The 24,536-nt window shown below is 59.0% G+C and carries 17 protein-coding genes and 1 pseudogene; 15 read left to right on the top strand and 3 right to left on the bottom strand.

Annotated features, from left to right (window positions below):
- Positions 1–126 precede the first annotated feature (126 nt).
- On the top strand, positions 127–1,026 hold the full coding sequence (locus AC1RJ3_RS18725; RefSeq protein ID WP_493079938.1) for a DMT family transporter: 900 nt from the start codon (positions 127–129) through the stop codon (positions 1,024–1,026).
- A 345-nt stretch (positions 1,027–1,371) separates the two neighbouring features.
- Here the strand turns inward: AC1RJ3_RS18725 and AC1RJ3_RS18720 are convergent, their stop codons facing one another.
- Positions 1,372–2,286 (bottom strand): LysR family transcriptional regulator, encoded by a 915-nt coding sequence (locus AC1RJ3_RS18720; protein ID WP_054597237.1) that lies wholly within the window; start codon positions 2,284–2,286, stop codon positions 1,372–1,374.
- 267 nt (positions 2,287–2,553) lie between these two features.
- Here AC1RJ3_RS18720 and AC1RJ3_RS18715 point away from each other — a divergent pair, with 267 nt between their 5' ends.
- The 4 genes from AC1RJ3_RS18715 (at position 2,554) to pgm (ending at position 8,878) form a co-directional block, all read left to right on the top strand.
- Entirely contained in the window at positions 2,554–3,576 is a 1,023-nt protein-coding gene (locus AC1RJ3_RS18715; protein ID WP_054597238.1) for a zinc-dependent alcohol dehydrogenase family protein, read from the top strand.
- A 598-nt stretch (positions 3,577–4,174) separates the two neighbouring features.
- A complete protein-coding gene (locus AC1RJ3_RS18710) occupies positions 4,175–5,650 on the top strand; it encodes a hypothetical protein (RefSeq protein ID WP_493079815.1) in 1,476 nt (491 codons plus the stop codon).
- 55 nt (positions 5,651–5,705) lie between these two features.
- The gene (locus AC1RJ3_RS18705; protein WP_493079936.1) at positions 5,706–7,106 is read left to right on the top strand and encodes an aminotransferase-like domain-containing protein; all 1,401 of its coding nucleotides are present in this window, start codon (positions 5,706–5,708) and stop codon (positions 7,104–7,106) included.
- Positions 7,107–7,231: 125 nt separating this feature from the next.
- On the top strand, positions 7,232–8,878 hold the full coding sequence (gene pgm / locus AC1RJ3_RS18700) for a phosphoglucomutase (alpha-D-glucose-1,6-bisphosphate-dependent) (RefSeq protein ID WP_054597307.1): 1,647 nt from the start codon (positions 7,232–7,234) through the stop codon (positions 8,876–8,878).
- 255 nt (positions 8,879–9,133) lie between these two features.
- Here pgm and AC1RJ3_RS18695 read toward each other — a convergent pair whose 3' ends face one another.
- Positions 9,134–9,829 carry a pirin family protein gene (locus tag AC1RJ3_RS18695; RefSeq protein WP_054597308.1) on the bottom strand — a complete coding sequence of 232 codons (696 nt, stop codon included), beginning with the start codon at positions 9,827–9,829 and terminating at the stop codon, positions 9,134–9,136.
- A 276-nt stretch (positions 9,830–10,105) separates the two neighbouring features.
- On the opposite strand from AC1RJ3_RS18695, the gene AC1RJ3_RS18690 reads away from it, so the two are divergent.
- Positions 10,106–12,580 (top strand): UvrD-helicase domain-containing protein, encoded by a 2,475-nt coding sequence (locus AC1RJ3_RS18690; RefSeq protein ID WP_493079812.1) that lies wholly within the window; start codon positions 10,106–10,108, stop codon positions 12,578–12,580.
- Positions 12,581–12,659: 79 nt separating this feature from the next.
- On the opposite strand, the gene AC1RJ3_RS18685 is transcribed toward AC1RJ3_RS18690, so the two are convergent.
- Positions 12,660–12,932, bottom strand: coding sequence for a DUF1652 domain-containing protein (locus AC1RJ3_RS18685; RefSeq protein WP_054597310.1), 273 nt, complete (start codon positions 12,930–12,932; stop codon positions 12,660–12,662).
- A 246-nt stretch (positions 12,933–13,178) separates the two neighbouring features.
- Between AC1RJ3_RS18685 and AC1RJ3_RS18680 the strand changes: the two are divergent.
- The 9 genes and pseudogenes from AC1RJ3_RS18680 to AC1RJ3_RS18640 form a co-directional block, all read left to right on the top strand.
- Positions 13,179–13,295 (top strand): annotated as a pseudogene (locus AC1RJ3_RS18680) (spermidine/putrescine ABC transporter substrate-binding protein PotF); the annotation flags it as partial.
- Positions 13,296–13,384: 89 nt separating this feature from the next.
- Positions 13,385–13,843, top strand: a complete 459-nt coding sequence (locus AC1RJ3_RS18675) for an REP-associated tyrosine transposase (RefSeq protein WP_493079810.1) — start codon at positions 13,385–13,387, stop codon at positions 13,841–13,843.
- 716 nt (positions 13,844–14,559) lie between these two features.
- Positions 14,560–15,984, top strand: a complete 1,425-nt coding sequence (locus AC1RJ3_RS18670; RefSeq protein ID WP_493079808.1) for a serralysin family metalloprotease — start codon at positions 14,560–14,562, stop codon at positions 15,982–15,984.
- Between the two features lie 103 nt (positions 15,985–16,087).
- Positions 16,088–16,474: an AprI/Inh family metalloprotease inhibitor gene (locus AC1RJ3_RS18665; RefSeq protein WP_103314561.1), complete on the top strand. Its 387-nt coding sequence runs from the start codon at positions 16,088–16,090 to the stop codon at positions 16,472–16,474.
- Positions 16,475–16,691: 217 nt separating this feature from the next.
- Positions 16,692–18,470, top strand: coding sequence for a type I secretion system permease/ATPase (locus AC1RJ3_RS18660; RefSeq protein ID WP_347929973.1), 1,779 nt, complete (start codon positions 16,692–16,694; stop codon positions 18,468–18,470).
- On the top strand, positions 18,467–19,801 hold the full coding sequence (locus tag AC1RJ3_RS18655; protein WP_493079805.1) for an HlyD family type I secretion periplasmic adaptor subunit: 1,335 nt from the start codon (positions 18,467–18,469) through the stop codon (positions 19,799–19,801). Before AC1RJ3_RS18660 ends, AC1RJ3_RS18655 begins: the two co-directional genes overlap by 4 nt.
- A 2-nt stretch (positions 19,802–19,803) precedes the next feature.
- Positions 19,804–21,168: a TolC family outer membrane protein gene (locus AC1RJ3_RS18650; RefSeq protein ID WP_493079803.1), complete on the top strand. Its 1,365-nt coding sequence runs from the start codon at positions 19,804–19,806 to the stop codon at positions 21,166–21,168.
- 69 nt (positions 21,169–21,237) lie between these two features.
- Positions 21,238–24,204, top strand: a complete 2,967-nt coding sequence (gene eprS / locus AC1RJ3_RS18645) for an autotransporter serine peptidase EprS (RefSeq protein WP_493079801.1) — start codon at positions 21,238–21,240, stop codon at positions 24,202–24,204.
- Positions 24,192–24,536: hypothetical protein (locus tag AC1RJ3_RS18640; RefSeq protein WP_493079799.1), on the top strand; the 345-nt coding region annotated here is incomplete at its 3' end. The genes eprS and AC1RJ3_RS18640, both read left to right, overlap by 13 nt.

Genomic DNA, 24,536 nt, shown 5'->3' with positions numbered 1-24,536 from the left:
TGACGCTCCCAGGCGCCTTGTTCAGTATAGCGGTCATTAGTTCATTATAAAGTTCGTTTTGCCGAACCACCCCCACGAATGGCGGCTTAGGTTACGGCAATGCCGGTAGCAAGGAAGCAGTGAGTGATGAAGTCGCAAACCCGTGGGACGCTCGAAATGATTTCGGCCATGGTGATCTCCGGCACGGTGGGCTGGTTCGTCATCATGTCGGGGCAGAGCCCGGAGGCCGTGGTGTTCTGGCGTTGCTTGTTCGGCGCCATGGCGATGCTGGTTGCGTGCCTGGTGCCCGGGGTGCTTAGCCGCTCCCGGATCAACGCCCGGCAGTTCATTCTGGTGTGCCTGGGCGGGGTGGCGCTGATTCTCAACTGGGTGCTGTTGTTCAGTGCCTACAAACATTCCTCTATCGCCATTGCGACGGTGGTCTACCACGTTCAGCCGTTCATGCTGGTCGGTCTGGGTGTGCTGTTCTTCGCCGAACGCCTCAGCGCCGCCAAGGTCGGCTGGTTGCTGTTGGCCTTCGCCGGTCTGATGCTGATCGTGTCCGCCAAAGGCAGTGGGCAGGCCATCGGCGCCGACTACCTGCTGGGCGTCTGCCTGGCCCTGGCTTCAGCCTTCTTCTACGCTGTGGCGGCAGCGATCACCAAGCGCCTCAAGGATTTACCCGCGCACCTGATCGTGCTGATCCAGATGGTGGTAGGCGTGCTGATCCTGGCACCGTTCGTGGACTTCACCAGGGTCGATACGGTCGAGAGCGCCTGGACTTACCTGATCATTATCGGCGTGGTCCATACCGGGCTCATGTCGACCCTGCTGTACAGCGCCATCCAGAAAATCCCCACGGCGCTGGTCGGGGCACTGTCGTTCATCTATCCGATCGTCGCCATCCTGGTCGACTGGGTTGCCTTCGCCCACCCACTCGGCGTCCTGCAAGTGACTGGCGCGAGCGCCATCCTGCTGGCGGCTGCGGGCATGAACTTCGGTTGGTCGCTGGGCCGCGTCCCGCCTCAGATAATTGACAATCAGTAAATTTCCAGCGGGCTGGATACCACGCCCGAATGGGTAGAGTCGCGCACCGGCATTCGTGAACGCCGAATGGTCAGTGACGGATTGAGCATGCTCGACCTGGCAATCAAAGCCGGCGCCCGTGCCCTCGCCTTAGCAGGTGGGCGGACGGTGCAGGCTGTGCTGGTCGCGCCCACCTCGCCGGAGCCCATCTGCCCGGCGGTGGCACCGGAAGTGGCGTCGGCACTTGGGCGACGTCGCAGCCTAATGACATCACCTCTGCCTGCAGCGAGCCGCAGTGCCTGCGGCTCTTTTATGGGCCGTTGTGAACGCCCGGTCGCCAGCGATTAAGCGCTGCGCCGGTTTGATTCAAAGACTCTCAGGGTCCCCAAAAAACATCTGAATCCGCGACCTTAGCCAGCGCTCACCCGGATCGTTGTCCTGCGAGCCGCGCCAGGCCATGTGCAACTCGAAGGTTCGCGTCGGCAGCGGCGGGTCTTCGGCGCGTACGCCACCGGCGGCGGTCAGTGCATCGGCGGTGTAGTCCGGCACGGTGGCGAGAATATCGGTGCCGGCCAGCAGCGTGCCCAATCCATTGAACTGCGGAACCGCGAGCACCACATGACGCTTGCGCCCGAGTTTCTCCAGTTCTTCATCGATGAAACCGCTGAGGTCGCCGGCGAAGGACACCAGGGCATGGGGGCGAGCGCAGAAGTCGTCCAGGCTCAAGGCGCCGGGGACCGAGTCGGCGCGCAGCAGTTTCGGCATGCTGCGTCGCAGGACTTTGCGCTTGGCGTTGGCCGGCAAATCCGTGGTGTAGCTGACGCCAATCGAGATTTCGCCCGATGCCAACAGGCTCGGCATCAATAGATAGTTGACGCGTCGCACCACCAGCACGATGCCGGGCGCCTCCGCGCGCAAGCGCTTCAACAGCATCGGCAGCAGGGCGAACTCGACATCATCCGAGAGGCCGATGCGAAACACCGCGGTGCTGGTGGCCGGGTCGAATTCAGCGGCGCGACTGACAGCGGTCGAAATCGAATCCAGCGCCGGAGAGAGCAGGGCGAAGATTTCCACCGCCCGGGCCGAAGGCTCCATGCTGCGACCGGTACGCACGAACAGCGGGTCGTCGAACAGACTGCGCAGGCGCGATAACGCCGCACTGATGGCCGGCTGGCCGAGAAACAGCTTTTCCGCCGCGCGGGTCACGCTGCGTTCATGCATGAGGGTTTCGAACACGATCAACAGGTTCAGGTCGACACGACGCAGGTCATTACGATTCATCTGGAGTCCTGGCAGAGTCAGCAAACTTGACGAGAGCGGCCATATGAGAACAATGGCCGGCATGAATCTTACGGGGAAAGGCTGTTACTCTGCACCGAGTAATTCATTTTTCCCACAATGCTGGTTCGGTTTTCTACGTTGATTGACGTATTGCCGGGGCTGCGGAATCAATGACAGGCATGTCGACTATTAATAGCCACTGATGGTCTTGGTCAGAAAGCCCAGATAGAGTTCAGGGCATTAGAGGTTACTTTGACGAGGTTTGCGATGTCCCGCACGATCCGTTTTCACAAGTTTGGTCCTGCCGAGGTGCTCAAATGCGAAGAGCATGCGGCAGCTCTGCCAGCGCCGGGCGAAGTGCAGGTGCGTGTCGAAGCGATCGGCATCAGTTGGTATGACATCCTCTGGCGCCAGAACCTGGCGTCTTCCCATGCCCGGTTGCCATCGGGCCTTGGCCATGAAATGGCCGGCGTGGTCACCGCCGTCGGCGAAGGTGTCGATGATCTGGCCGTGGGTGACAAGGTCGCCAGCTTCCCGGCAGAAAGTCCCAATGACTATCCCGTCTACGGCGAGCAGATCGTGCTGCCGCGTTCGGCGCTGACGCGCTATCCGGATGTGCTCAGCCCGATCGAAGCCGCTGTGCACTACACGCCGCTGCTGGTTGCCTACTTTGCCTACGCCGATCTGGCACGGGTCAAGCCTGGCCAGTTTGCACTGGTCACCGATGCGAGCCATTGTGCCGGCCCGTCCTTCGTGCAACTGGGCAAGGCCTTGGGTGTACGGGTCATTGCCGCGACCAAAACGGCCAGCGAACGCGAGTACCTGTTATCCCTGGGTGCCGAGAAGGTGATCGTCACTGAAGAGCAGGATCTGCTCATGCAGATCAACAAGCTCACCGACAACCGCGGTGTCGACGTGGTATTCGACGGCCTCGGTGGTCCGCAGATGTCGATGCTCGGTGACGTGCTGGCGCCTCGTGGCAGCCTGGTGCTGTATGGCCTGCAAGGCGGCAACCAGACTCCGTTCCCGGCCTGTGCAGCGTTCCAGAAAAACATTCAGTTCTTCGTGCATTGCATCGGTAACTTCACCGGCAAACCGGAACTCGGGATCATTCAGGACCAGGTTGCACTGCAACGGGCCTTGCGCGATATCAACCAGTTGACGGCTGACCGTGTACTGCTGCCACTCAAGACCCGGGTCTTCCCGTTTAGCGAGTTTGTCCAGGCGCACCGTTACATGGATGAGTGTCCGTGTCACGAACGAGTGGCGCTTCAAGTAGAACCTGCATGACGCTTGCGCAAGAGTCCGTGTTGACGGGCTCTTGCATTTTTGTTGTACGGGTAAACCTCTCATCCCCCTTTGTCATCTGCCGGTTCAGCAACTGAACTGGTTTTTGCTCCTGATCTGTATCTTCTAATCATCATATAAGCCCTGATAATTGAATGATTAATTTCATCTCAAGGAATGAGTCATGGCTGGGCATGTTTTTTTAATGGGTACTGCTTTGGGTGCTATGTATTCGGACCATTGCTCGCCTGCGCTTCGCGTTGAAGCGCGGCAAGTAAGCGGTTCGCTTGTTAGTTATGGAAGTATTGCCTTGCTCTGGTTTCCTTATTTCTCGTGCTCATTGTCTGTGGGACGTTGTCGGAAAAATCCTAGGCCGCCCATCCGGCCCGTCGGAGCGCTTGGCCTCGGGGGTTGTGGGCGATTGACTCGGTCGTGAATGCTATTTCTATAACAATCGTTTCAAATAGTTACCACAACCAAAGTGTTAGCATTTGAAAGCAGATACTCACGATAAGCCGTAATCAGCCATCACCGATCGCAGATCGTGCAAGCAAATGATTGTTTGTGCGATGCCGACTTTTTGAATATCAGGTAAATGACAATGAGCGCAACTCATGATCAAGCGATGAACTATGTCTATCAGCAAGTTTTGCAGCGGTTGCTGAGTTTCTTTTCTCGCGCGGAACGTACTGCATTGCAGTTGTTGATCCAGCGTCTGGTGGTGGCTGCCGGGGGAATGGACAGAATCGGTACTTACAAGGTGCTGATGATGCACTCGGGAACGCGCGACAGTTGCTACACATTGGCATTCCTGCGTGCCGCGCAGTTGAGTATCGCGGGCAGAGCGCCAGCGACCTTCCAGTTGCGTGTCGCCACGCTACGGCTGGGCGGGACGACGCCGATGATCATGGAGAATATTCATAGCAGCTACGGTGCCCTGTTTGTCTACGACGATCCTCGGGTCGAGGTGGTGATGGTCGATAACCGCGAGGTGTTGCCCTTCAGCCATCTGACGCCGATGTCTGAGGCAGGTCGCGATTTGAATCGCACCAACATGCTGATGCTCGGCCATCTGCGAGGGGCTCACGGGGTGTTTGAAGCGTGTGACGACGGCTATCTGGCGACAGGCGAGTTCTACTTGCAGATGGCCCGATGGGAGGGCGGTGTCGATACGCTGATCAGCGGTGAAACCGTGCGTCAGCAAAAGCGGTTTTTGACCGGCCTGATGCGCGAGGCACAAAAGGCCGGCCTGCCGACAATCACACATCCGGCCTTCAGTTATGAAGGATTGTTCTCAACGCTCGATCAATTGGGCGGCGACTGTTATCGCGAGCTTTATGCGGGCCATGAAACGGTCGAGTGGCGGCCACGCGAGAGCTTTGAGACGCGACGCGGCGCAGACTACATCGATATCCAGGACCTGGTGACCGGCAACATGGAGGAGCGCTGGCCATTACTGACCGATTTTCTCGGGCTGCAACCGGATGAAATTGACGTTCACTTGCGCGAAAACGAATTCGCCAGTCCTTTGCTCTCGGCCCATTTGCGGGGCTTGCAGGCCTGCTTCGTGAACGGCCTGGCCTACGAAAACGGATTCAGCGAGTACATACAACGGGCGTTGTTGAAGATGCGTAAACGACGTCTGCCCGAGCGGCTTTGCGAGCAGGTGCTGGAGGTCTACGGCAATCCACGCGCGATGGCTGAGCTTCGGACCCTGGCGTCGGCCGAGGCTCAGCAAGCACTGGGCCTCAATGAAACACAGCAGCTGTGCCTGCTGTTCGCCCCCTTCGTCGATGCCGGTGCCGGGCTTGAGCACTTTTTGCGCCGCTGCCATCCCGGCATGTTGGTGGCGATGCCCGAACTGCACAAGGCGATGCAGGGCAATGCCGCTCCTGAGCAAGTCATGCAATGGATGATCGACGTCAGCGGTTTGTCGGTCAGCCTGATCTGCAAGCTCTACGGCATGCGCTCGGGGTCCGGGATCGGGCTTGAGGCGGGTGATTCGGGCTTGAGTGCCGAAGGCGCGGGAGAGTTTCAGGTGGATGATGCGCTGAGTGAACGGTCAGCGAGACGTTGAAGGAGTCTGGTTTGACCGATTCAAACACTACCTGCACAGCGATTGGCCAGCGTTCATGAAGGGGCAAAGGGAAACCGATTTTGCGTACCAGGCCGTGTACCGATACCTGACCAGCCTGATCAATGAAATGGCGACTGAAGCACCGATCAAACTGCCTTCGTTAAGGCAGTTGGCAGACCGGTTGAACGTGTCGATTTCAACTATTCAGTACGCCTATTCGCTGCTGGAGAAAGAAGGGCGGGTGTATTCGGTAGCAAAGTCCGGTTACTACGCGTTACCGGTTTCCTTGAACATGTCGTTCAGCAGCGGCAACGATCTGCTTGAAACGGTCTATGTCAGCGCGAGGCGTCCGGGGATGCTGGTCCTGAGTATCGACGAGCCGGCGCTTCTGCAGTCGCTGGACAGTCCGCTGTTACTGCTGGAGCGGGAATTGGTGCGCCAGTATCCGCGCCAACCGCAGCTTCACTCGCAGCCGTGTGGCGAGCTGGAGTTACGCACCGCGTTGGCGGCGCGCTACACCACTTCACCGGCACGCTGCTGGCACGCCGATGATGTTTACATTGGTGCCGACTGGCGGGGTGTGCTGGAAATACTGATCGCAGTGCTCGAACTCAAGGATGCGACCGTGCTGGTGGAGTCGCCATGCGACTGGGCCATTTTACGCTTGTTCCAGACCGCTGGCGTGCAGGTAATCGAATTGCCGATAGACAGCAACGGCTGCCTTGACCTTGAGTTACTCGAGCATTTGCTCCGGACCGAGGCGGTTCGCCTGGTGGTGCTGTCGTCGGGCGTGAGCATGCCGCGCGGCAGCCTGATGCCGTCGGACAACCGGCAATCCACCGCCGAGCTGTTGGAACAACACGGCAGTTGGGTACTGGAAAACGACGTGTACGGCGAACTCGCTCATGAGCCGCATGAACGTCGTTTTCGCGATGTGCTCGATCCTGATCGACTGATCGTGTTTTCCACCTTCGAAAAGCTCATGGGGCCTGAGGCGCCTTACGGTTATCTGCTTTCACGGCATTTGAGCGTGGAGTTGCAGCGGCATTTTTTGCTGCGCGCGTTTCGCCTGTCGCCGATTCGTCAGAAAGCCATCGCACGCTTGTACAGCAGCGGCCGTATCGACCAGCATTTGCTGGTACTGCGCCGGCTGTTGAAAGAGCGTAAAAGCCGAATGATCCAAATGCTGCAGGACCGTTTGAGCGACTCGCTGGAATTTGTCGAGCCGGCGGGCGGGGCGACCATCTGGGCGCGTTCGTTACGGCCGGTCGATGTGCGGCGGGTCTTCCAGCGCATGCTCAAGCAACAGGTGGTGATTGCCCCCGGCGAACTGTTCAGCCTGCATGGGTTGTATTCGCAGAACGTCAGGCTCAGCCACACATTCAGCGGGCAGCATGACCTGGAGGCTGCATTGACGATGCTGGCAGATGCGTTGAGGCTTGAACTCATCGATTGACCGGGCGTCAATATACCCAGCTGATGTCTGGATAGATTTTGTCTGGATAGATATCGTCGCTCTCTGGTCAAACTGCCAGTAAACTGCGTCCCCATTCCTGAACCACTCTTTTTCAGAGGTTTTGCATGACACTCAGTCCTTTTGCGGGCAAACCGGCACCCGTAGAGTTGTTGGTCGACATCCCGCGACTGGTAACGGCCTATTACACCGGCCAGCCCGATGCCTCTGTTTCAACCCAGCGCGTTGCGTTTGGTACTTCAGGCCATCGTGGCAGCTCGTTCGAGCTGAGTTTCAACGAATGGCACGTTCTGGCCATCAGCCAGGCCATCTGCCTGTATCGCGAAGCGCAGGGCATCGACGGCCCGCTGTTTGTCGGCATCGACACTCATGCGCTATCGACGCCGGCCGGCGCCAGTGCGCTGGAAGTCCTCGCCGCCAATGGCGTGACCGTGATGATTGCCGAAGGCGACGAGTACACGCCGACGCCGGCTATTTCCCACGCAATTCTTTGCTACAACCGCGGCCGTACGTCGGGGCTGGCGGACGGCATCGTTATCACGCCGTCCCACAACCCACCGCAAAGCGGTGGTTACAAGTACAACCCCACCAACGGTGGTCCGGCCGATACCCACATCACCAAGTGGATCGAGGCCAAGGCCAACGAGTTGCTGGCCAACAAGCTTGCGGGTGTCAAACGCATCAGCTACGAGCAGGCACTCAAGGCCAGCACCACCCATCGTCACGACTACCTCAATACCTACGTCGCCGATCTGGTCAACGTGATCGACTTCGACGCCATCCGTGGCGCCAACCTGCGCCTGGGCGTGGATCCGCTGGGCGGAGCAGGGGTGCGCTACTGGTCGGCGATTGCCGAGCATTACCGCCTGAACCTTGAGGTGGTGAACACCCAGGTCGACCCAACGTTCCGTTTCATGTCCGTCGATTGGGATGGCCAGATTCGCATGGACCCATCGTCCAGCTACGCCATGCAAGGCCTGATCGGTCTGAAAGAGCGTTTCGACGTGGCGTTCGCCTGCGACCCGGACCACGACCGTCATGGCATCGTCACCCCGTCCGGCGGCTTGCTGGCGCCGAACAACTACCTGGCCGTGTCCATCGACTATCTGTTCCAGAACCGCCCGCAATGGCGCGCCGATGCGGCGGTGGGTAAAACCGTGGTCAGCAGTGGCTTGATCGACCGCGTTGCCAAGCGCCTGAACCGTCGCCTGTACGAAGTGCCGGTCGGTTTCAAATGGTTTGCCGATGGCCTGTTCGACGGCTCGCTGGGTTTTGGTGGCGAAGAAAGTGCCGGTGCCTCGTTCCTGCGTAAGGATGGCGGCGTCTGGAGCACCGACAAGGACGGTCTGATTCCAGCCTTGCTGGCGGCTGAAATGACCGCTCGCACAGGGCGTGATCCAAGCCAGGCTTATCGTGCACTGACCGATGAACTGGGTGAGCCGTTCTCGGTACGTGTCGATGCCAAGGCCAACCCCGAGCAAAAAGCCTTGCTCGGCAAGCTCTCTCCGGATCAGGTCAAGTCGACACAACTGGCTGGCGAAGCGATCCAGAGCATTCTCAGTAAGGCGCCGGGTAACGATCAGGCGATCGGCGGCCTGAAAGTCATGACCGAAAATGGCTGGTTCGCAGCCCGTCCTTCGGGAACCGAGGACATCTACAAGATCTACGCCGAAAGCTTCATTGGCGACGATCACCTCAAGCAATTGGTCAGCGAAGCCCAGACACTGGTGGACAGCGCAATCAGCACGAAATAATAGAGAGCCTGTGGCGAGGGAGCTTGCTCCCGCTCGGCCGCGAAGCGGTCGTAATACGGTAATCGTATTCCATCTGAATACTCGCGGTGGCTAATTTTAGGGTCGCTTCGCAACCCAACGGGAGCAAGCTCCCTCGCCACATTTACAGTGTCTAGTCCTGAAACAGGTGTAAACCTTATTCAGGACGGGAGACACAGCCGAAAAAAAGGGGTGACCAAAACGGTCACCCCTTTTTTGCATCTGGCTTTCAGCGCATCAAGCCAGGTCCACCAACACGATTTCACTGTCCTCGATGGCGGTCACCCGCAGCACCTGCTCCTGCGCAACCGCTACACCGTCTCGAGCTTGTGCACGCAAGCCATTGACTTCAATGACTCCAGTGGCAGGCACCAGGTACGCCCGGCGACCGTTGTCCAGTCGATACTCGGCGGTTTCGCCAGCCTTCAGGTTTGCCGCCACCAACCGTGCATCAGCACGGATCCGCAGGCTTTGATCGTCGCCGGCCTTGCCGCTGGCCAGGGTCACGAAACCTTCGCGTTGACCTTGGGGAAACGGTTTGGCACCCCAGGACGGCGCCAGTCCGGTTTCATTCGGGATGATCCAGATCTGGAAAATCTTCGTTGCCGTCGATTCCAGGTTGTATTCGCTGTGAGCAATCCCGGTGCCGGCGCTCATGACCTGTACATCACCAGCCTCGGTGCGACCCTTGTTACCCAGGTTGTCTTCATGGCTGATCGCACCTTCGCGAACGTAGGTGATGATTTCCATGTCCCGATGCGGGTGTTTCGGGAATCCGGTGCCCGGCGCAATCACATCGTCGTTCCATACTCGCAGGTTGCCCCAGTTCATGCGTTTGGGGTCATGGTACTCGGCGAACGAAAAGTGATGATGGGCATCCAACCAGCCATGGTGGGCGCCGCCCAGGGAATTGAAGGGTCTGAGTTCAAGCATGATCGTCTCCTGAAAAGGTTCGTCATGGGGCGGAACGCTTGAGCCGCAAAACGAGAACCGGTGGTTGATGGCAAGCATCATCTATCAGTTAACAATCGATAAAAAGCGTAAAAAATGCCTTAATCCAATCAGCTTATTAGATGTTATTTAAGGGCTATATTCTACGTTCCAGCATTCACTTCATCGCTTAAACCAATGATGGATAAGCATTTGACTAGAACTCGCCGGCAAATGAAGACACCATAGCCTGCAACAGCCTCACACCCTGGAGTCAGCGTGCCGCGTCACAATCCCGATCTTCCTTCCGAGCTTTTGCCCCTGGCCGAGATGCCGTTGCTCAAACGCCTGGCCGCGCGTTTTTTTGGCCACGGCCTCAATCGCCTGCGCGCGCAGCACCGGGCGTCCTGGCTGCATGGCCAGGCTGACGGCTTTCGCAGCGGTCATAGCGCGGGCGTCGACTACGGCTACAAGGAAGGCAAGCTGGACGGAATAGAAGAAGGCCGTCAGGTGCTGCTGATTCGCGACAGCCGATCCACCGAGCACCCGGCGCCGCGCATTGATGAAAACCTGTTCGACGACTGGCGGCTGCCCCTGAGTGCCGAGATCAAGAAACGCATGAAGGCCGATGTCGCCCGCTTGTTGCCGGAGTCGGCGCAGCCGAGCGCCGCCCAGTGGAAGATGATCTTCAGCGACACCCCCTCGACCTCGGTGATTGCCGGGGCGGGTGCCGGTAAGTCGACAACCCTGGCGCTGCGCATTTTACTGCTGACCCATTACCTGGGGTTTGAACTCGATTCGTTGACTGTGGTGACCTTCACCCGGGAATCGCGCAAGGACTTCATCAACAAGCTGATCGGGCTGTTTGCCGTGTGGGGCCGAGCGCTCTCCCAGAAAGACGCCCGCGACCTGGTGCGAACCTTCCACTCACGCATTCTGCCGATGGTCCGTAGCCTGCCGGGATTCGAGCGGCTGCAGGCTTTCGAAAACCTTAATGGCCGTTCGCTGCTCGATGACGCCGAGGTCGACAGCAACCCGTTCGATCTGCGGATCAACGATACCCAGCGCCAACAGCTCAATGCCTGTTTTCACCGGCTGTTTACTCAAAGCGAGCGCTTTCGCGAACTGATCACGCCGCTGTCCCGTCACGCCTTGCAGCTCAAGGAGCTGGAACGCGATCACCCGGATGTGCAAAAGCGTATGGCGGTGACCGAACTGGCGGCCAAGCGCGATGAAGAACTCTGCGATGTCGTCGAAGATCTGTGGATCCGCGCAGGCGCCTGGCCGATCAAGGGTATTGAGCCGAGCCGCCACGCATTCGAGATCAACGGTTCGACCTTCCACTGTCACGGTTACATCCCAACCCTTGACGCTTGGGTCGTGCTGGGCTTCGACCCTCGTGAAAACCCGCAAGTCAGCCGTCCCAACGCCAAACTGACGGTTCGCGCCGAATGGGCAGTCAAACGCACCCTGTTTCAAGCTTTCTGTCGTAAGCCTTTGATTTGGTTAGATAGCTACGAATCTTCAAAGCGCGTATTAGCCACACTGGCAGGGGATGCCAGTGCCGGACCGGGGTTCGATTACAAGGTCAAGGGCGAACTGGGTTCCGCGCCGCTGCTCGACTGTTTTGTCGCGGCGGCCAGCTTTATCGAAAACCTCGGGCTGGATGTTCCGGCTGCCGTGGGCCAGATGAGTTTCGCCAAGGACGATCCGGACCGTTTGTTCTTTGAAGCGCTCAGCCTGTACTGGCGAGCCCTGGAGGATCACCTGCTGGATCAGTCGCCGCCGGTGATGACCTACAACCGGATGTTCGCCTTGTTCAGTGAACATTCGCCAGAAAACCTCAAGCTGCTGAGCGATGAGTTGCTGCGACCGATGTCGCACTTGATGATCGACGAATTTCAGGACGTTTCCCCGCAAATCGTCTCCTGGATTCGTGCAACCCTGATGGAAATCCGCAGCCGTGGTCCGGCCATGCACGTCGGGCGTGGGGCGCAACGCTCCTCGCTGCTGTGTGTCGGCGATGACTGGCAGTCGATCTATGGCTGGCGCGGCAGTTCGCCGAAGTACTTCATGGAGTTCAACAAGGAGTTTGCGTCACCCGCTACCACGCGGGTAATGCTCAGCGAAAACTACCGCAGCCATCAGCACATCATCGACGCTGCCGAGCATATCGTGCGCGCCGCACCGGCGATTCCCGGCAAAAAAGCCAAGGCCAGTGGCGAGCCGGGGGAACTGCTGCCGGTCAACGTCCATGATCGGGATGATTCGGCCATGGCCAAGCGTCTGATGGAACACTATCGAAACGGCGATTCAATCTTGATGCTTTATCGAAAAAGTAGCGATAAGTCATTGATTGAAGAGCATATTTCACCTGTAGTTAATGCTGATTCTAGCTTGCCATTCGAGGCGCGACGGCTTAAGCAGTTGACCTATCACAGTGCCAAGGGGCTTCAGGCCGATGCGGTATTCCTGCTCGGTGATTGCCAGCACCTGACCAGTTCACCGTACAAGAATCAGGTTTATCGCATGGCTGGGTTGGGCAAGGACGGCGACGCGGAGCCTTATGACAGTGCACAGAAAGACGAGATTCTGCGGTTGGCTTACGTTGGCATCACCCGGGCAGTGAAGCACTGCTATTGGTACGTCGATGGCCAGGACAATCAATCGGTCAATATGCCCAAGGCATCCGACAGGATCGCGCAGGGCAAGCCTTTCTTCGCCGATCAGCGCGTTGCCAAGCAGTCAGCCTGAACAGGATGGTGCAGGCATCAGGAATGCCTTCGAACGAAAAAAGCCCACGCTGCGTGGGCTTTGATCTCAAGGGTGCGGCTCAAGAAGCACTTTTCAGGGCAGGAGGAGCAAAGGCTTCAAGCTCATCCTCCACCGCTTCGATTATTCGCTCGACATCGGCGGCGTTCATCACTGTAGCGCAGGGAATTCCGGCAATGGCGATCATGGTCTCGCCACTGGCACGATCAAACAACCGGGCAATCATGCTGTCCGGGGCATCCATGCTCGCCTCGAATCCCATGGGATGAAAATACCAGCGCATCAGCTGGCAGGCGTTTGGAAACGTAACCTTGCTCAACGACACTCTATTCATGTGCTGCCCACCTTGTTCATCGAGCGCGTCCGTTAGCCCGTGTTTAGGAGGGATGGGCCCTCATTGGCCCAACCGTTTGAATTTTAAAAATAGCACTCGTTGGTGAAAGGACCGTGAAATCTTTAAGGCCGTTTGGCGATTGAAGCGCTGTCATTGATCTGGATCATGTTTTGTAGGGCATCGGGCGGAGCGCCGCTGATGCTCGTTGCGTCAACCGGCATCGGTTTCAGCTATGACGTCTACGGCACCAAGGTGTATCCGAGCCGGGAAATGATCGACAAGCTGTTTGTCCGTGAGGCCATGCCGCTGAACATCGACCGGGTTCGTACACGGTTGTGGAACAAGGTCCGGACCGGGAGTTGAGGGTTACATCTGGTTGAGCTTTGCGCCAGCCTGAATGTCGTCAACGTTGTAAGTTCTGAGCCTCCTATGAATGGATGAAGGGGCAAGGAATGCCTGTTTCAACGAAGGCTGGGCGATTGCGCGAGGGGCGGGTGTCGGAGGTTGGGCGGATTTATTTGCTGACTACAGTCGTCTATCAGCGCCGTGCGGTTTTTGCGGATTGGCGCTTGGGGCGGTTGGTCGTGGAGCAACTTAAGCTTGTTCAGGAAGATGGCTGGGCAGACTTCTTGACCTGGGTCGTGATGCCAGATCATTTTCATTGTGTGCTTGAACTGCGAGAAAAGACGTTGGCGCAAGTGATGTGTCGTATCAAGTCGCGCAGTAGTTTGGCGGTGAATCAGGCATTGGGGCGTAAAGGGCGTTTGTGGCAGAAGGGGTATCACGATCGCGCTGTTCGCAAGGATGAAGACGTGAAAACCCTTGCACGATACGTCATTCAAAACCCGATTCGTGCCGGGTTGGTTCAACGGGTTCATGACTATCCGTTATGGGATGCGTGCTGGCTCTAATTCCGAGGCGCCTGGTTTACGACTGCTGCGCAGCCGAACGCGGCCTGCGGCCGCTGCTACAGGGTTGCGAACACCGCAGCTTTTGTAGCAGCTGGCGCAGCCGGCGTTCGAGTCGGTCCGCGTTCGGGCGAAGCGCTCGCCAATGCGGGCGACTCGGTGAGTCTGACGCACTGCAGCGTCCGGTTTTACGACTGCTGCGCAGCCGAATGCGGCCTGCGGCCGCTGCTACAGGGTGTGTGCACACCACCGCTTTTGTAGCAGCTGGCGCAGCCGGCGTTCGAGTGCGCAGCGCTCGCCAATACGGACGACTCGATGAATCTGACGCACCGCAGAGTATGGTTTTCGAATGTTTCGTAAATCCCGCAGTTGATGCACTTTTACTTGAGCATTTACGGCATGTTTTGCGTGCACCTAGAGGCACATAAAACTGCGACGTAGCAATCAAATACAACTGTACTGTTATTTAATATTTAAATAGATCATTGTCCGACAATCCATCAAGGGGATTGAACTACAAAGATTATTCCGACCCGCCGGTCATTGTTTTCGGGAGTTTTGTGGAGCAGTTCAATTTGACGTCAAAAAAGTAGTAGACGTTTGATTTCGAAATGTGTCAGCTTTCTTACGCCTTCATTGGGCGAGTGATAGGACGATCTCGCCAGAGATTGTCGCTGTCTGACAAAAACTGTTCCATTGCTAAACAAGGAAGTGTGTTTATGTCGAAAGTAAAAGTGAACGCTATTGACTCACTGGCCGCCACAAGTAGCGCCTGGTCGCAGATCGATAGTTTCAGCCATCAGTATGACCGTGGCGGCAATCTTACGGTCAATGGCAAACCCTCCTACTCGGTAGATCAAGCCGCAACTCAGCTGTTGCGAGATGGCTATGCTTGGCACGATCTCAACGGCAGCGGCAAGATCGAACTCACCTACACGTTTCTGACGGCCCCGACGTCGAATTTCAGCGGCCTGGGTGTTACTGGTTTCAGTCAGTTCAGTGCCTTGCAGAAATCTCAGGCCGTGCTCGCCATGCAATCCTGGGGCGACGTTGCCAATGTCACCTTCACTGAAGCCGCCAAGGGCGGTGACGGTCACATGACTTTCGGCAACTACAGTGGCGGTCAGGAAGGTGCAGCCGCGTTTGCCTTCCTGCCTGGCAGCGAGCCTGGCTATGACGGCCAGTCGTGGTACCTGACCGGCAGTGGCTACAACGTCAACAAAACCCCGGGCGTGAACAATTACGGTCGCCAGACCCTGACTCACGAAATCGGGCATACCCTCGGTCTGTCCCACCCAGGCGACTACAACGCCGGCGAAGGCACTCCGTCTTACAACGACGCCGTCTATGGCCAGGACACGCGCGGCTACAGCCTCATGAGTTACTGGAGTGAAAGCAACACCAACCAGAACTTCAGCAAAGGCGGTGTCGAGGCTTATTCGTCCGGTCCGTTGATGGACGATATTGCTGCGGTGCAGAAGCTCTACGGCGCCAACATGAGCACCCGTACCGGTGACACCACCTACGGCTTCAACTCCAACGCCGGCCGCGATTTCTACAGCGCGACCTCGTCGTCGGACAAAGTCGTGTTCTCGGTGTGGGACGCGGGCGGCAAGGATACCCTGGACTTCTCCGGCTTCACCCAAAACCAGAAGATCAACCTCAATGGGGCTTCGTTCTCCGACGTTGGCGGCATGGTAGGTAACGTTTCCATTGCCAAGGGTGTGACCATCGAGAACGCCATCGGCGGTTCGGGCAACGATTTGCTGATCGGTAACAGCGTGGCCAACGAGCTCAAGGGCGGTGCCGGTAACGACATCATCTACGGCGCGGGTGGCGCGGACAAACTCTGGGGTGGCAGCGGTTCTGACACCTTCGTGTTTGCAGCAAGCTCCGACTCCAAGCCGGGTACGGCCGATCAGATCCTGGATTTCACCAGCGGTCTGGACAAAATCGACCTGAGTGCCATTACCAACGGCGCAGGCCTGCACTTCGTGAATTCGTTCACCGGTGCAGCGGGCGACGCGGTATTGAGCTCGATCTCCGGTGGCAGCAGCCTTGCCATCGACTTCTCCGGGCACGGCGTGGCTGACTTCCTGGTCACCACCGTTGGCCAGGCAGCTACCACGGACATCGTGGCCTGAGTCGATGACTATGGGGGCAGCGCATCTGCGCTGCCCTTTGTCCTTGCCAGCGCCGCTGCGGTAGGCGAGCCTGCATAGGCTACAACCTGGAACGAAGCACCTTATGACCCATAACGCCTTTACCTACAGGGCAATGGCGTGGCTGATTGCCACGCTGATGATGTTTTCTGGAGATGTAGTCATGGCAAGCAGCCTGAGATTAGCGGACCCGTCAGAACTGGCCGGGCAATGGCAGGTTTACCTGACGGCACAGCCGCAGAACACCTGTTCACTGGAACTTGTGCAAAATCAAACATTGGCGGGCGATATTCAATGCCTCGCCGGTTGGCTGAGTGAAACACCCGTCGGTTGGTTCCCGGAACCCGACGGTATATCGCTGACCGGTAAAGAAGGTTCAAGAATTATTCATCTTGGCCGACAGCAGGAAGGGCGCTACGAAAGTACCAAACACTCTGATCCGCAGATTGTCCTGCAACGCGCTCCAGACTAAGAACACCAGGGTAAGTCGAGTCTTTTCCAGTCATGGAAATAACGACTCCCTCACAGTTTCTTGCTGACCGGTAAATAACCTGAACTCTATATCGTCATGACATAGAGTTCGTTCGCTTGTCAGTTGCATTATTAAAAGCATACCCCCGCCAGAGTGGTGGGCAGTTAATTGGAACCGTGTCGAACTACCGCGCGGGCTATCAGCTCAGGGAAGATCAATGAGAATGGCGAAGACCACTCCCACTGCACCGCTATTGAAGGCGCTGGGCGACTATAAAAGTATTCTGATCAGCGTCGGTTGTTTCACCGCATTGATTAACGTACTGATGTTAGTGCCGTCGATTTACATGCTCCAGGTCTATGACCGGGTACTCTCCTCGCAGAATGAAACCACCCTGGCCATGCTGTCGCTGATGGTGGTGGGCTTTTTCGCGTTTATCGGTTTGCTGGAGACCGTGCGCAGCTTCATCGTGATTCGCATCGGCAGCCAACTGGAGCGACGTTTCAATCTGCGAGTCTATCAGGCCGCATTCGAGCGCAACCTTTTCAAGGGCGAGGGCAACGCCGGCCAATCGTTGGGCGATCTGACCCACATTCGCCAGTTCGTCACGGGACCTGCGCTGTTTGCGTTCTTCGATGCCCCGTGGTTTCCGGTCTACCTGTTCGTGATTTATCTGTTCAACGTCTGGCTGGGGGTGTTCGCTACCGTCGGCGCGGTGCTGTTGATCGGTCTGGCGTTCCTCAATGAGGCGATCACCAAAAAGCCCTTGGGTGAAGCCGGCGGTTACTCGCAACGGTCCACGCAACTGGCCACCAGTCATTTGCACAACGCCGAGACCATCCAGGCGATGGGCATGCTTGGGGCGTTGCGCAAACGCTGGTTCCAGGTGCATTCACGTTTTCTCGGCTTGCAGAACCAGGCCAGCGATACCGGTGCGGTCATCAGTTCCTTGAGCAAGACCCTGCGTCTGTGCCTGCAATCGTTGGTGCTGGGGTTGGGCGCCTTGCTGGTGATCAAGGGCGACATGACCGCCGGGATGATGATCGCCGGTTCCATCCTGATGGGCCGGGTGCTGAGTCCGATCGATCAGTTGATTGCTGTCTGGAAGCAATGGAGCGGGGCGAAGCTGGCCTACCGGCGGCTGGACGCTTTGCTGCAAGAGTTCCCTCCAAATGAAGACGCCATGGAGTTGCCCGCGCCCAAGGGCCAGGTGACCTTCGAACAGGTCAGCGCCGGCCCACCGGGCAAGCGCGCGGCGACCTTGCACATGGTGAATTTCAACCTTGGGGCCGGCGAGGTGCTGGGTGTGCTTGGTGCGTCCGGCTCCGGCAAGTCGACCCTGGCGCGAGTGCTGGTGGGCGTCTGGCCAACCCTGGCCGGCACTGTGCGGCTGGACGGTGCGGACATCCATCGCTGGAACCGCGACGACCTTGGTCCCTACATCGGCTATCTGCCACAGGACATCGAACTGTTCAGTGGCAGCGTCGCCGAAAACATCGCGCGCTTTCGCGAAGCCGACCCGCAGAAGGTGGTCGAGGCCGCGCAGCAGGCCGGTGTGCACGAGATGATTCTGCGCCTGCCGCAGGGTTACGACACCGTGCTGGGCGAGGATGGCAGCGGTTTGTCCGGCGGCCAGAAACAGCGCGTGGCCCTGGCCCGAGCGCTGTATGGCAAGCCGAGCCTGGTGGTGCTCGATGAGCCGAATTCGAACCTCGACACCGTTGGCGAGGCTGCATTGGCCAGCGCCATCGCGCAGATGAAAGCCCAAGGCACCAGCGTGATTCTGGTGACCCACCGTTCCTCGGCGCTGGCCCAGGCCGACAAGTTGCTGGTGCTCAACGAAGGCCGCCTGCAAGCCTTCGGACCGAGCCAGGAAGTGCTCAAGGCGCTGTCTGGCGCACAACAGGAACAGCCACGGGAAAAAACCGTCGCAGCACCGGCCGGGCTCAGCATGAGCCGCCAGTATCAGGCCTCGACCAAGAGCAGCGGTGTATGAGCAAGGACAGCGGCATGACAATCGAACAAGGTTACGCACCGGAGCGCCCTGAACGCGGCGCCGGTTATTTTGCCCGCTTGGGCTGGATACTCGCCGTGGTCGGCGCCGGCAGCTTTTTTCTCTGGGCCAGCCTGGCGCCCCTCGACCAGGGCATTCCGGTGCAGGGCACGGTGGTGGTGTCCGGCAAGCGCAAGGCTGTGCAATCGATGAGTGGCGGGGTGCTCAGCCGGATTCTGGTGCGTGAAGGTGAGGCGGTGAAGCAAGGGCAACCGTTGTTTCGCCTCGACCAGACGCAGGTCGAAGCCGATGTGCAATCCCTGCAAGCCCAGTACCGCATGGCCTGGGCCAGCCTGGCCCGGTGGCAAAGCGAGCGTGACAACCTCAAGCAGGTGAGTTTCCCCGCCGAGCTTAGCAACGACCCCGACCCGCGTCTGGCGTTGGTGCTGGAAGGTCAGCGACAACTGTTCAGCAGCCGCCGCGAAGCGTTTGATCGTGAGCAGGCCGGGCTGCGCGCCAACATCGAAGGCGCCACAGCGCAATTGGCCGGGATGCGCCGGGCGCGCACCGACCTGACCGCGCAGGCTGAATCCCTGCGCCAGCAACTGACCAACCTGCAACCCCTGGCGGACAACGGTTACATCCCGCGCAACCGGCTGATGGAATTCCAGCGTCAGCTCTCGCAGGTGCAACAGCAGCTGGCGCAGAACAGCGGCGAAAGCGGGCGAGTGGAGCAGGGCATTCTTGAAACGCGCTTGAAGCTGCAACAGCACAGCGAGGAATACCAGAAAGAGGTACGCAGTCAGTTGGCGGACGCGCAGCTCAAGAGCCTGACCCTCGAACAGCAACTGACCTCGGCCGGTTTTAATCTGCAACAGAGTGAAATCGTCGCGCCGGCCGACGGCATCGCCGTCAACCTCGGCGTACACACCGAAGGCGCGGTGATTCGTCCGGGCGAAACCTTGCTGGAAATCGTGCCTCAAGGTACGCGTCTGGAGGTCGAGGGTCATTTGCCGGTGAACCTGATCGACAAGGTCGGTAGCCACTTGCCGGTGGACATCCTGTTTACCGCCTTCAACCAGAGCAAGACCCCGCGGGTGCCGGGCGAAGTCAGCCTGATTTCCGCCGACCAGATGGTCGACGAGAAAACCGGCGTGCCGTACTACGTGCTGCGCAGCAGCGTCAGCGATGTCGCCATGGAGAAACTCAACGGTCTGGTGATCAAGCCGGGCATGCCAGCCGAGATGTTCGTGCGCACCGGCGAACGCTCACTCCTCAACTATCTGTTCAAACCTCTGCTCGACCGGGCAGGCTCCGCATTGACCGAGGAATAAGGATGTTCCGTCGTATGAGCAAGCATTCCATTCTCGGGACCGCTATCGCATTGCTGGTCTGCACCAACGTTTACGCCATGGGGCCATTTGAGGTGTACGAACAGGCGCTGCGCAATGATCCGATCTTCCTCGGCGCGATCAAGGAACGCGACGCCGGCCTGGAAAACCGCACGATCGGTCGCGCCGGCCTGCTGCCAAAACTGTCGTACAACTACAACAAGGGCCGCAACAACTCCAAGGCCACTTCCCTGGACGAACGCCGTCGCAACCAGACCGAAGACCGCAACTACAACAGCTACGGCTCGACCTTCACCCTGCAACAGCCGCTGTTCGACTACGAGGCGTACGCGGCGTATCGCAAGGGCGTGGCGCAATCGCTGTTCGCCGATGAAAACTTTCGCGGCAAGAGCCAGGAACTGCTGGTTCGGGTGCTGACCTATTACACCCAGGCGCTGTTTGCCCAGGATCAGATCGACATCGCGCAAGCGAAGAAAAAAGCCTTCGAGCAACAGTTCCAGCAGAACGAACAGATGTTCCGTCAGGGCGAGGGCACCCGCACCGATATTCTCGAAGCGGAATCGCGTTACGAACTGGCGACCGCCGAAGAAATCGAGGCCCGCGACGAGCAAGACGCTTCCTTGCGTGAGCTGGGCGCGCTGATCGGTACGCGGGATATCGATATCAAGGACCTCGAGCCGTTGAGCGAGTCCTTTGAGTCGTTCTCCTTGCAACCGGCCAATTTCGACAGCTGGCATGAGCTCGCACTGAACAACAACCCGAACCTCGCTTCCCAGCGTCAGGCGGTGGAAGTGGCGCGGTTCGAAGTGGAGCGCAATCGCGCCGGGCACATGCCCAGGGTCAGCGCCTATGCGACGGCACGCAAGAACGAGTCGGAAAGCGGCAACACCTACAACCAGCGTTACGACACCAACACCATCGGTATCGAGATCAGCGTGCCGTTGTATGCCGGCGGCGGGGTGTCGGCGTCGACGCGTCAGGCCAGTCGCTCGATGGAGCAGGCCGAATACGACCTGGACTCGAAAACCCGCGAAACCCTGATCGAGCTGCGGCGCCAGTTCAGCGCCTGCCTGTCAGGGGTCAGCAAGCTGCGCGCCTATCAAAAGGCCCTGACCTCGGCCGAAGCGCTGGTGGTCTCGACCAGGCAAAGCATCCTCGGTGGAGAGCGAGTCAACCTTGATGCGCTGAACGCCGAACAGCAGCTCTACACCACACGCCGTGACCTGGCCCAGGCCCGTTATGACTATTTAATGGCCTGGACCAAGTTGCATTACTACGCCGGCAACTTGCGTGAAGAGGACCTGGCCAAGGTCGATGAAGCCTTCGGCCCGCGTAAGACGACCCGATAAACGCCACACCGCTGCACCGCCCCGGGATAGGGGACTACAAGTCTAATAACGCCAGGAAAGCGAGTATTTATGAACACGGACGTATGTCGTAATCGTGCCCAGCCGATCACCACCGGCTCATTGTTGTTGCTCGTCGCCGCGCTGCCTGCTGCAGTTCAGGCGGCTTATCTCGATCCGGGGCAAGTGGGGGATCCCGCCAGTTGGCGCACCGCTGAGTACCAGCGCGACTGGGGCCTGGATCGCCTGAAGGCGAATGAAGCCTATGCCGCAGGATTCACCGGCAAAGGGGTGAAGATCGGCGCACTGGACTCGGGTTTTGATCCGAACCATCCCGAAGCCGCACGCTTTCATGCGGTCACGGCCACCGGCAACGACCTCAACGGCACACCGTTCAGTGTCAGCGGCATTCACAACGCCAACAACGACTCCCACGGCACCCATGTCACCGGCACCATGGGCGCTGCGCGTGACGGTGTCGGCATGCACGGCGTGGCGTTCAACGCGGATGTGTACGTCGCCAATACCAATCAGAACGACAGCTTCCTGTTTGGCCCCGGCCCCGATCCGAAGTATTTCAAGGCGGCCTATGACGCCTTGGCCGATGCTGGCGTGCGGGTAATCAACAACAGCTGGGGCAGCCAGCCCAAGGATGTCGACTACAAGACGATCGACAGCCTGCACGCCGCCTATGCCCAGCACTGGAACCGCAACACCTGGATCGATGCGGCCGCCGATGTCTCGCGGCGTGGCGTGATCAACGTGTTCAGCGCCGGCAACAGCGGGTACGCCAACGCCAGCGTGCGTGCGAGCCTGCCGTATTTCGAGCCGGACCTGGAAGGCCACTGGCTGGCGGTCTCGGGGCTGGATAAAAACAACCAGCAAAAATACAACCAGTGCGGGATCGCCAAGTACTGGTGTATCAGCACGCCGGGCGCGCAGATCTACAGCACCATCGTCGGTGGCGGTTATGCCAGTTACAACGGCACGTCGATGGCGGCACCCCATGCAACCGGGGCCTTGGCGCTAGTGATGGAACGCTATCCGTACATGAACAACCAGCAAGCCTTGCAGGTGTTGCTGACCACTGCGACCCAGCTTGACGGTTCGATCACCGACGCGCCGACCGCTCGGGTCGGTTGGGGCGTGCCCGACCTTGCGCGGGCGATGAGAGGGCCGGGGCAATTGCTCGGTCCATTCGACGCCAGTCTTGCCGCCGGTCAACGTGATGTGTGGAGCAACGACATCTCGGACAAGGCGCTGATCCAGCGTCAGAGCGAAGATGCCGCCGAACACAGCGCCTGGCAACAGACCTTGAAAGACAAAGGCTGGGAAAACGGTGTCGCGGCCAATGCCAGTCAGCAGGACCAGACCGATTATGCGGTGGGCACGGCGCGCGATGCCGCTGCCGCGACACGACTGTATGAAGGCAGCCTGATCAAATCCGGTGCGGGTCAGTTGATACTGGCCGGGAACAACAGCTATCGCGGTTCGACCACGGTGGATGGCGGGCTGTTGACGGTCAATGGGTCGCTGAGTTCGGCGGTGACGGTCAATGACAGCGGCACCCTGGGCGGTTCCGGGCGGGTCGGTGGTTTGATCGCCAACCGCGGCGCAACCGTCGCACCGGGTAATTCGATCGGCACCTTGCAGGTCAACGGTAATGTGACGCTGGCCCCCGGTTCGACCTATGCTGTGGAGCTGTCGCCGACCCGCAGCGACCGCATTCTCGCCAGCGGCACGGCGACCGTTACTGGTGCCACCGTCAGCCTTGCGCTGGAAAACAGCCCGACACTGTTAAGTGCCAGCCAGGTCGAAAGCCTGCTGGGTCACCAGTACAACATCCTGCAAGCGGCGGGCGGTATTCAGGGGGAATTCGGTGCGGTGGTGCCGAACTATCTGTTCATCGGCGGCAGTCTCGACTATTCGGCGACGGGCGTGCAGCTGGCGATTCAACGCAACGGCACTTCGTTCGCCAGTGTCGGGCAAACCCCGAACCAACGTTCCGTGGCGGCTGCCGTCGAGCAATTGGGCACGGGCAATCCGGTTTACGAAAGCCTCTTGCTGTCGCCATCGGCAGCGTCTGCCCGACAGGCGTTCCAGCAGTTGTCCGGAGAAATCTATCCGGCGCTCGACACCTTGCTGATCAACGACAGCCGTTACCTGCGTGATGCGGTGACCGAGCGTTTGCAGGCCGATCCGGCAACGGGCGGTAGCGGTTGGGTCAAGGCGTTGGGCGCCTGGGGCAAGACCGATACGCGCAATGACACAACGGGTTCGACCACCTCGATTGGCGGCTTGCTGGCTGGGGTCGACGGCTTGCTCGACGAAGACACTCGTCTGGGATTCGTCACGGGTTACAGCGACAGCTCGCTGAACCTGGACAGCGGCACCCACTCGCGGGCACAAGTCGACAGCTACCACCTGGGCGCTTACGCCGGACGCGAACTGGGCGCACTGCGCCTGAGTCTTGGCGGGTCTTACAGCTGGCACCGGGCAGACATCAAGCGCGACCTGCACTACGGCGAAGTCAGCGCCAAGCAGAAAGCCAAGGTCGACGCCAACACCACGCAAGTGTTCACCGAAGCTGCCTACCGGATGGACCGGTTGCCAGTAGCGCTGGAGCCGTTCGCCAACCTCGCCTATGTGCACCTGGACACTGACGGCTTCACTGAAAAAGGTGATGCCGCAGCGCTGAAAAGTGGTCGCGACACGCGTGATGCGGTGCTCGGCACGTTGGGTGTGCGAGCGCTGAAAACCATCAACCTTTCCAGTCAGCAACAGCTCGACCTGGCCGGCACCCTCGGCTGGCAGCACAACCTGAGCGCTACCCGATCGGAAGACCATCTGGCGTTTGCCAGCGGCGGCCCGACGTTCGCCGTCGAAAGCGCACCACTGGCGCGCAACGCGGCGCTGATCGGGGTTCAGGCAGGGCTGGCATTGGCCAAGGACGTCCGTTTGAACCTCGATTACAACGGCCGTCTGGCCAGCGGCGAAAACAGCCACGGAGTAGGCCTGAGCCTGAATTGGCAGTTCTAAAGAACACCACAGCTTTTGTAGCAGCTGGCGAAGCCGGCGTTCGAGTCGGTCCGCGTTCGGGCGAAGCGCTCGCCAATGCGGACAGCTTGGTGAGCCTGATGCACCGCGGGGCATGGTTTTACGACTGCTTCGCAGCCGAACGCGGCCTGCGGCCGCTGCTACAGGGTTGTGTGTGCAACGTGGCTTTTGTAGCAGCCGGCGTTCGAGTGCGAAGCGCTCGCCATGCGGACGGCTCGGTGAGCCTGATGCGCCGCAGGGCATGGTTTTACGACTGCTTCGCAGCCGAACGCGGCCTGCGGCCGCTGCTACAGGGTTGTGTGTGCAACGTGGCT

The sequence above is a fragment of the Pseudomonas sp. GW822-FHT04C11 genome, assembly GCF_058800905.1.
This window is presented reverse-complemented; position numbering and strand designations above follow the sequence as displayed.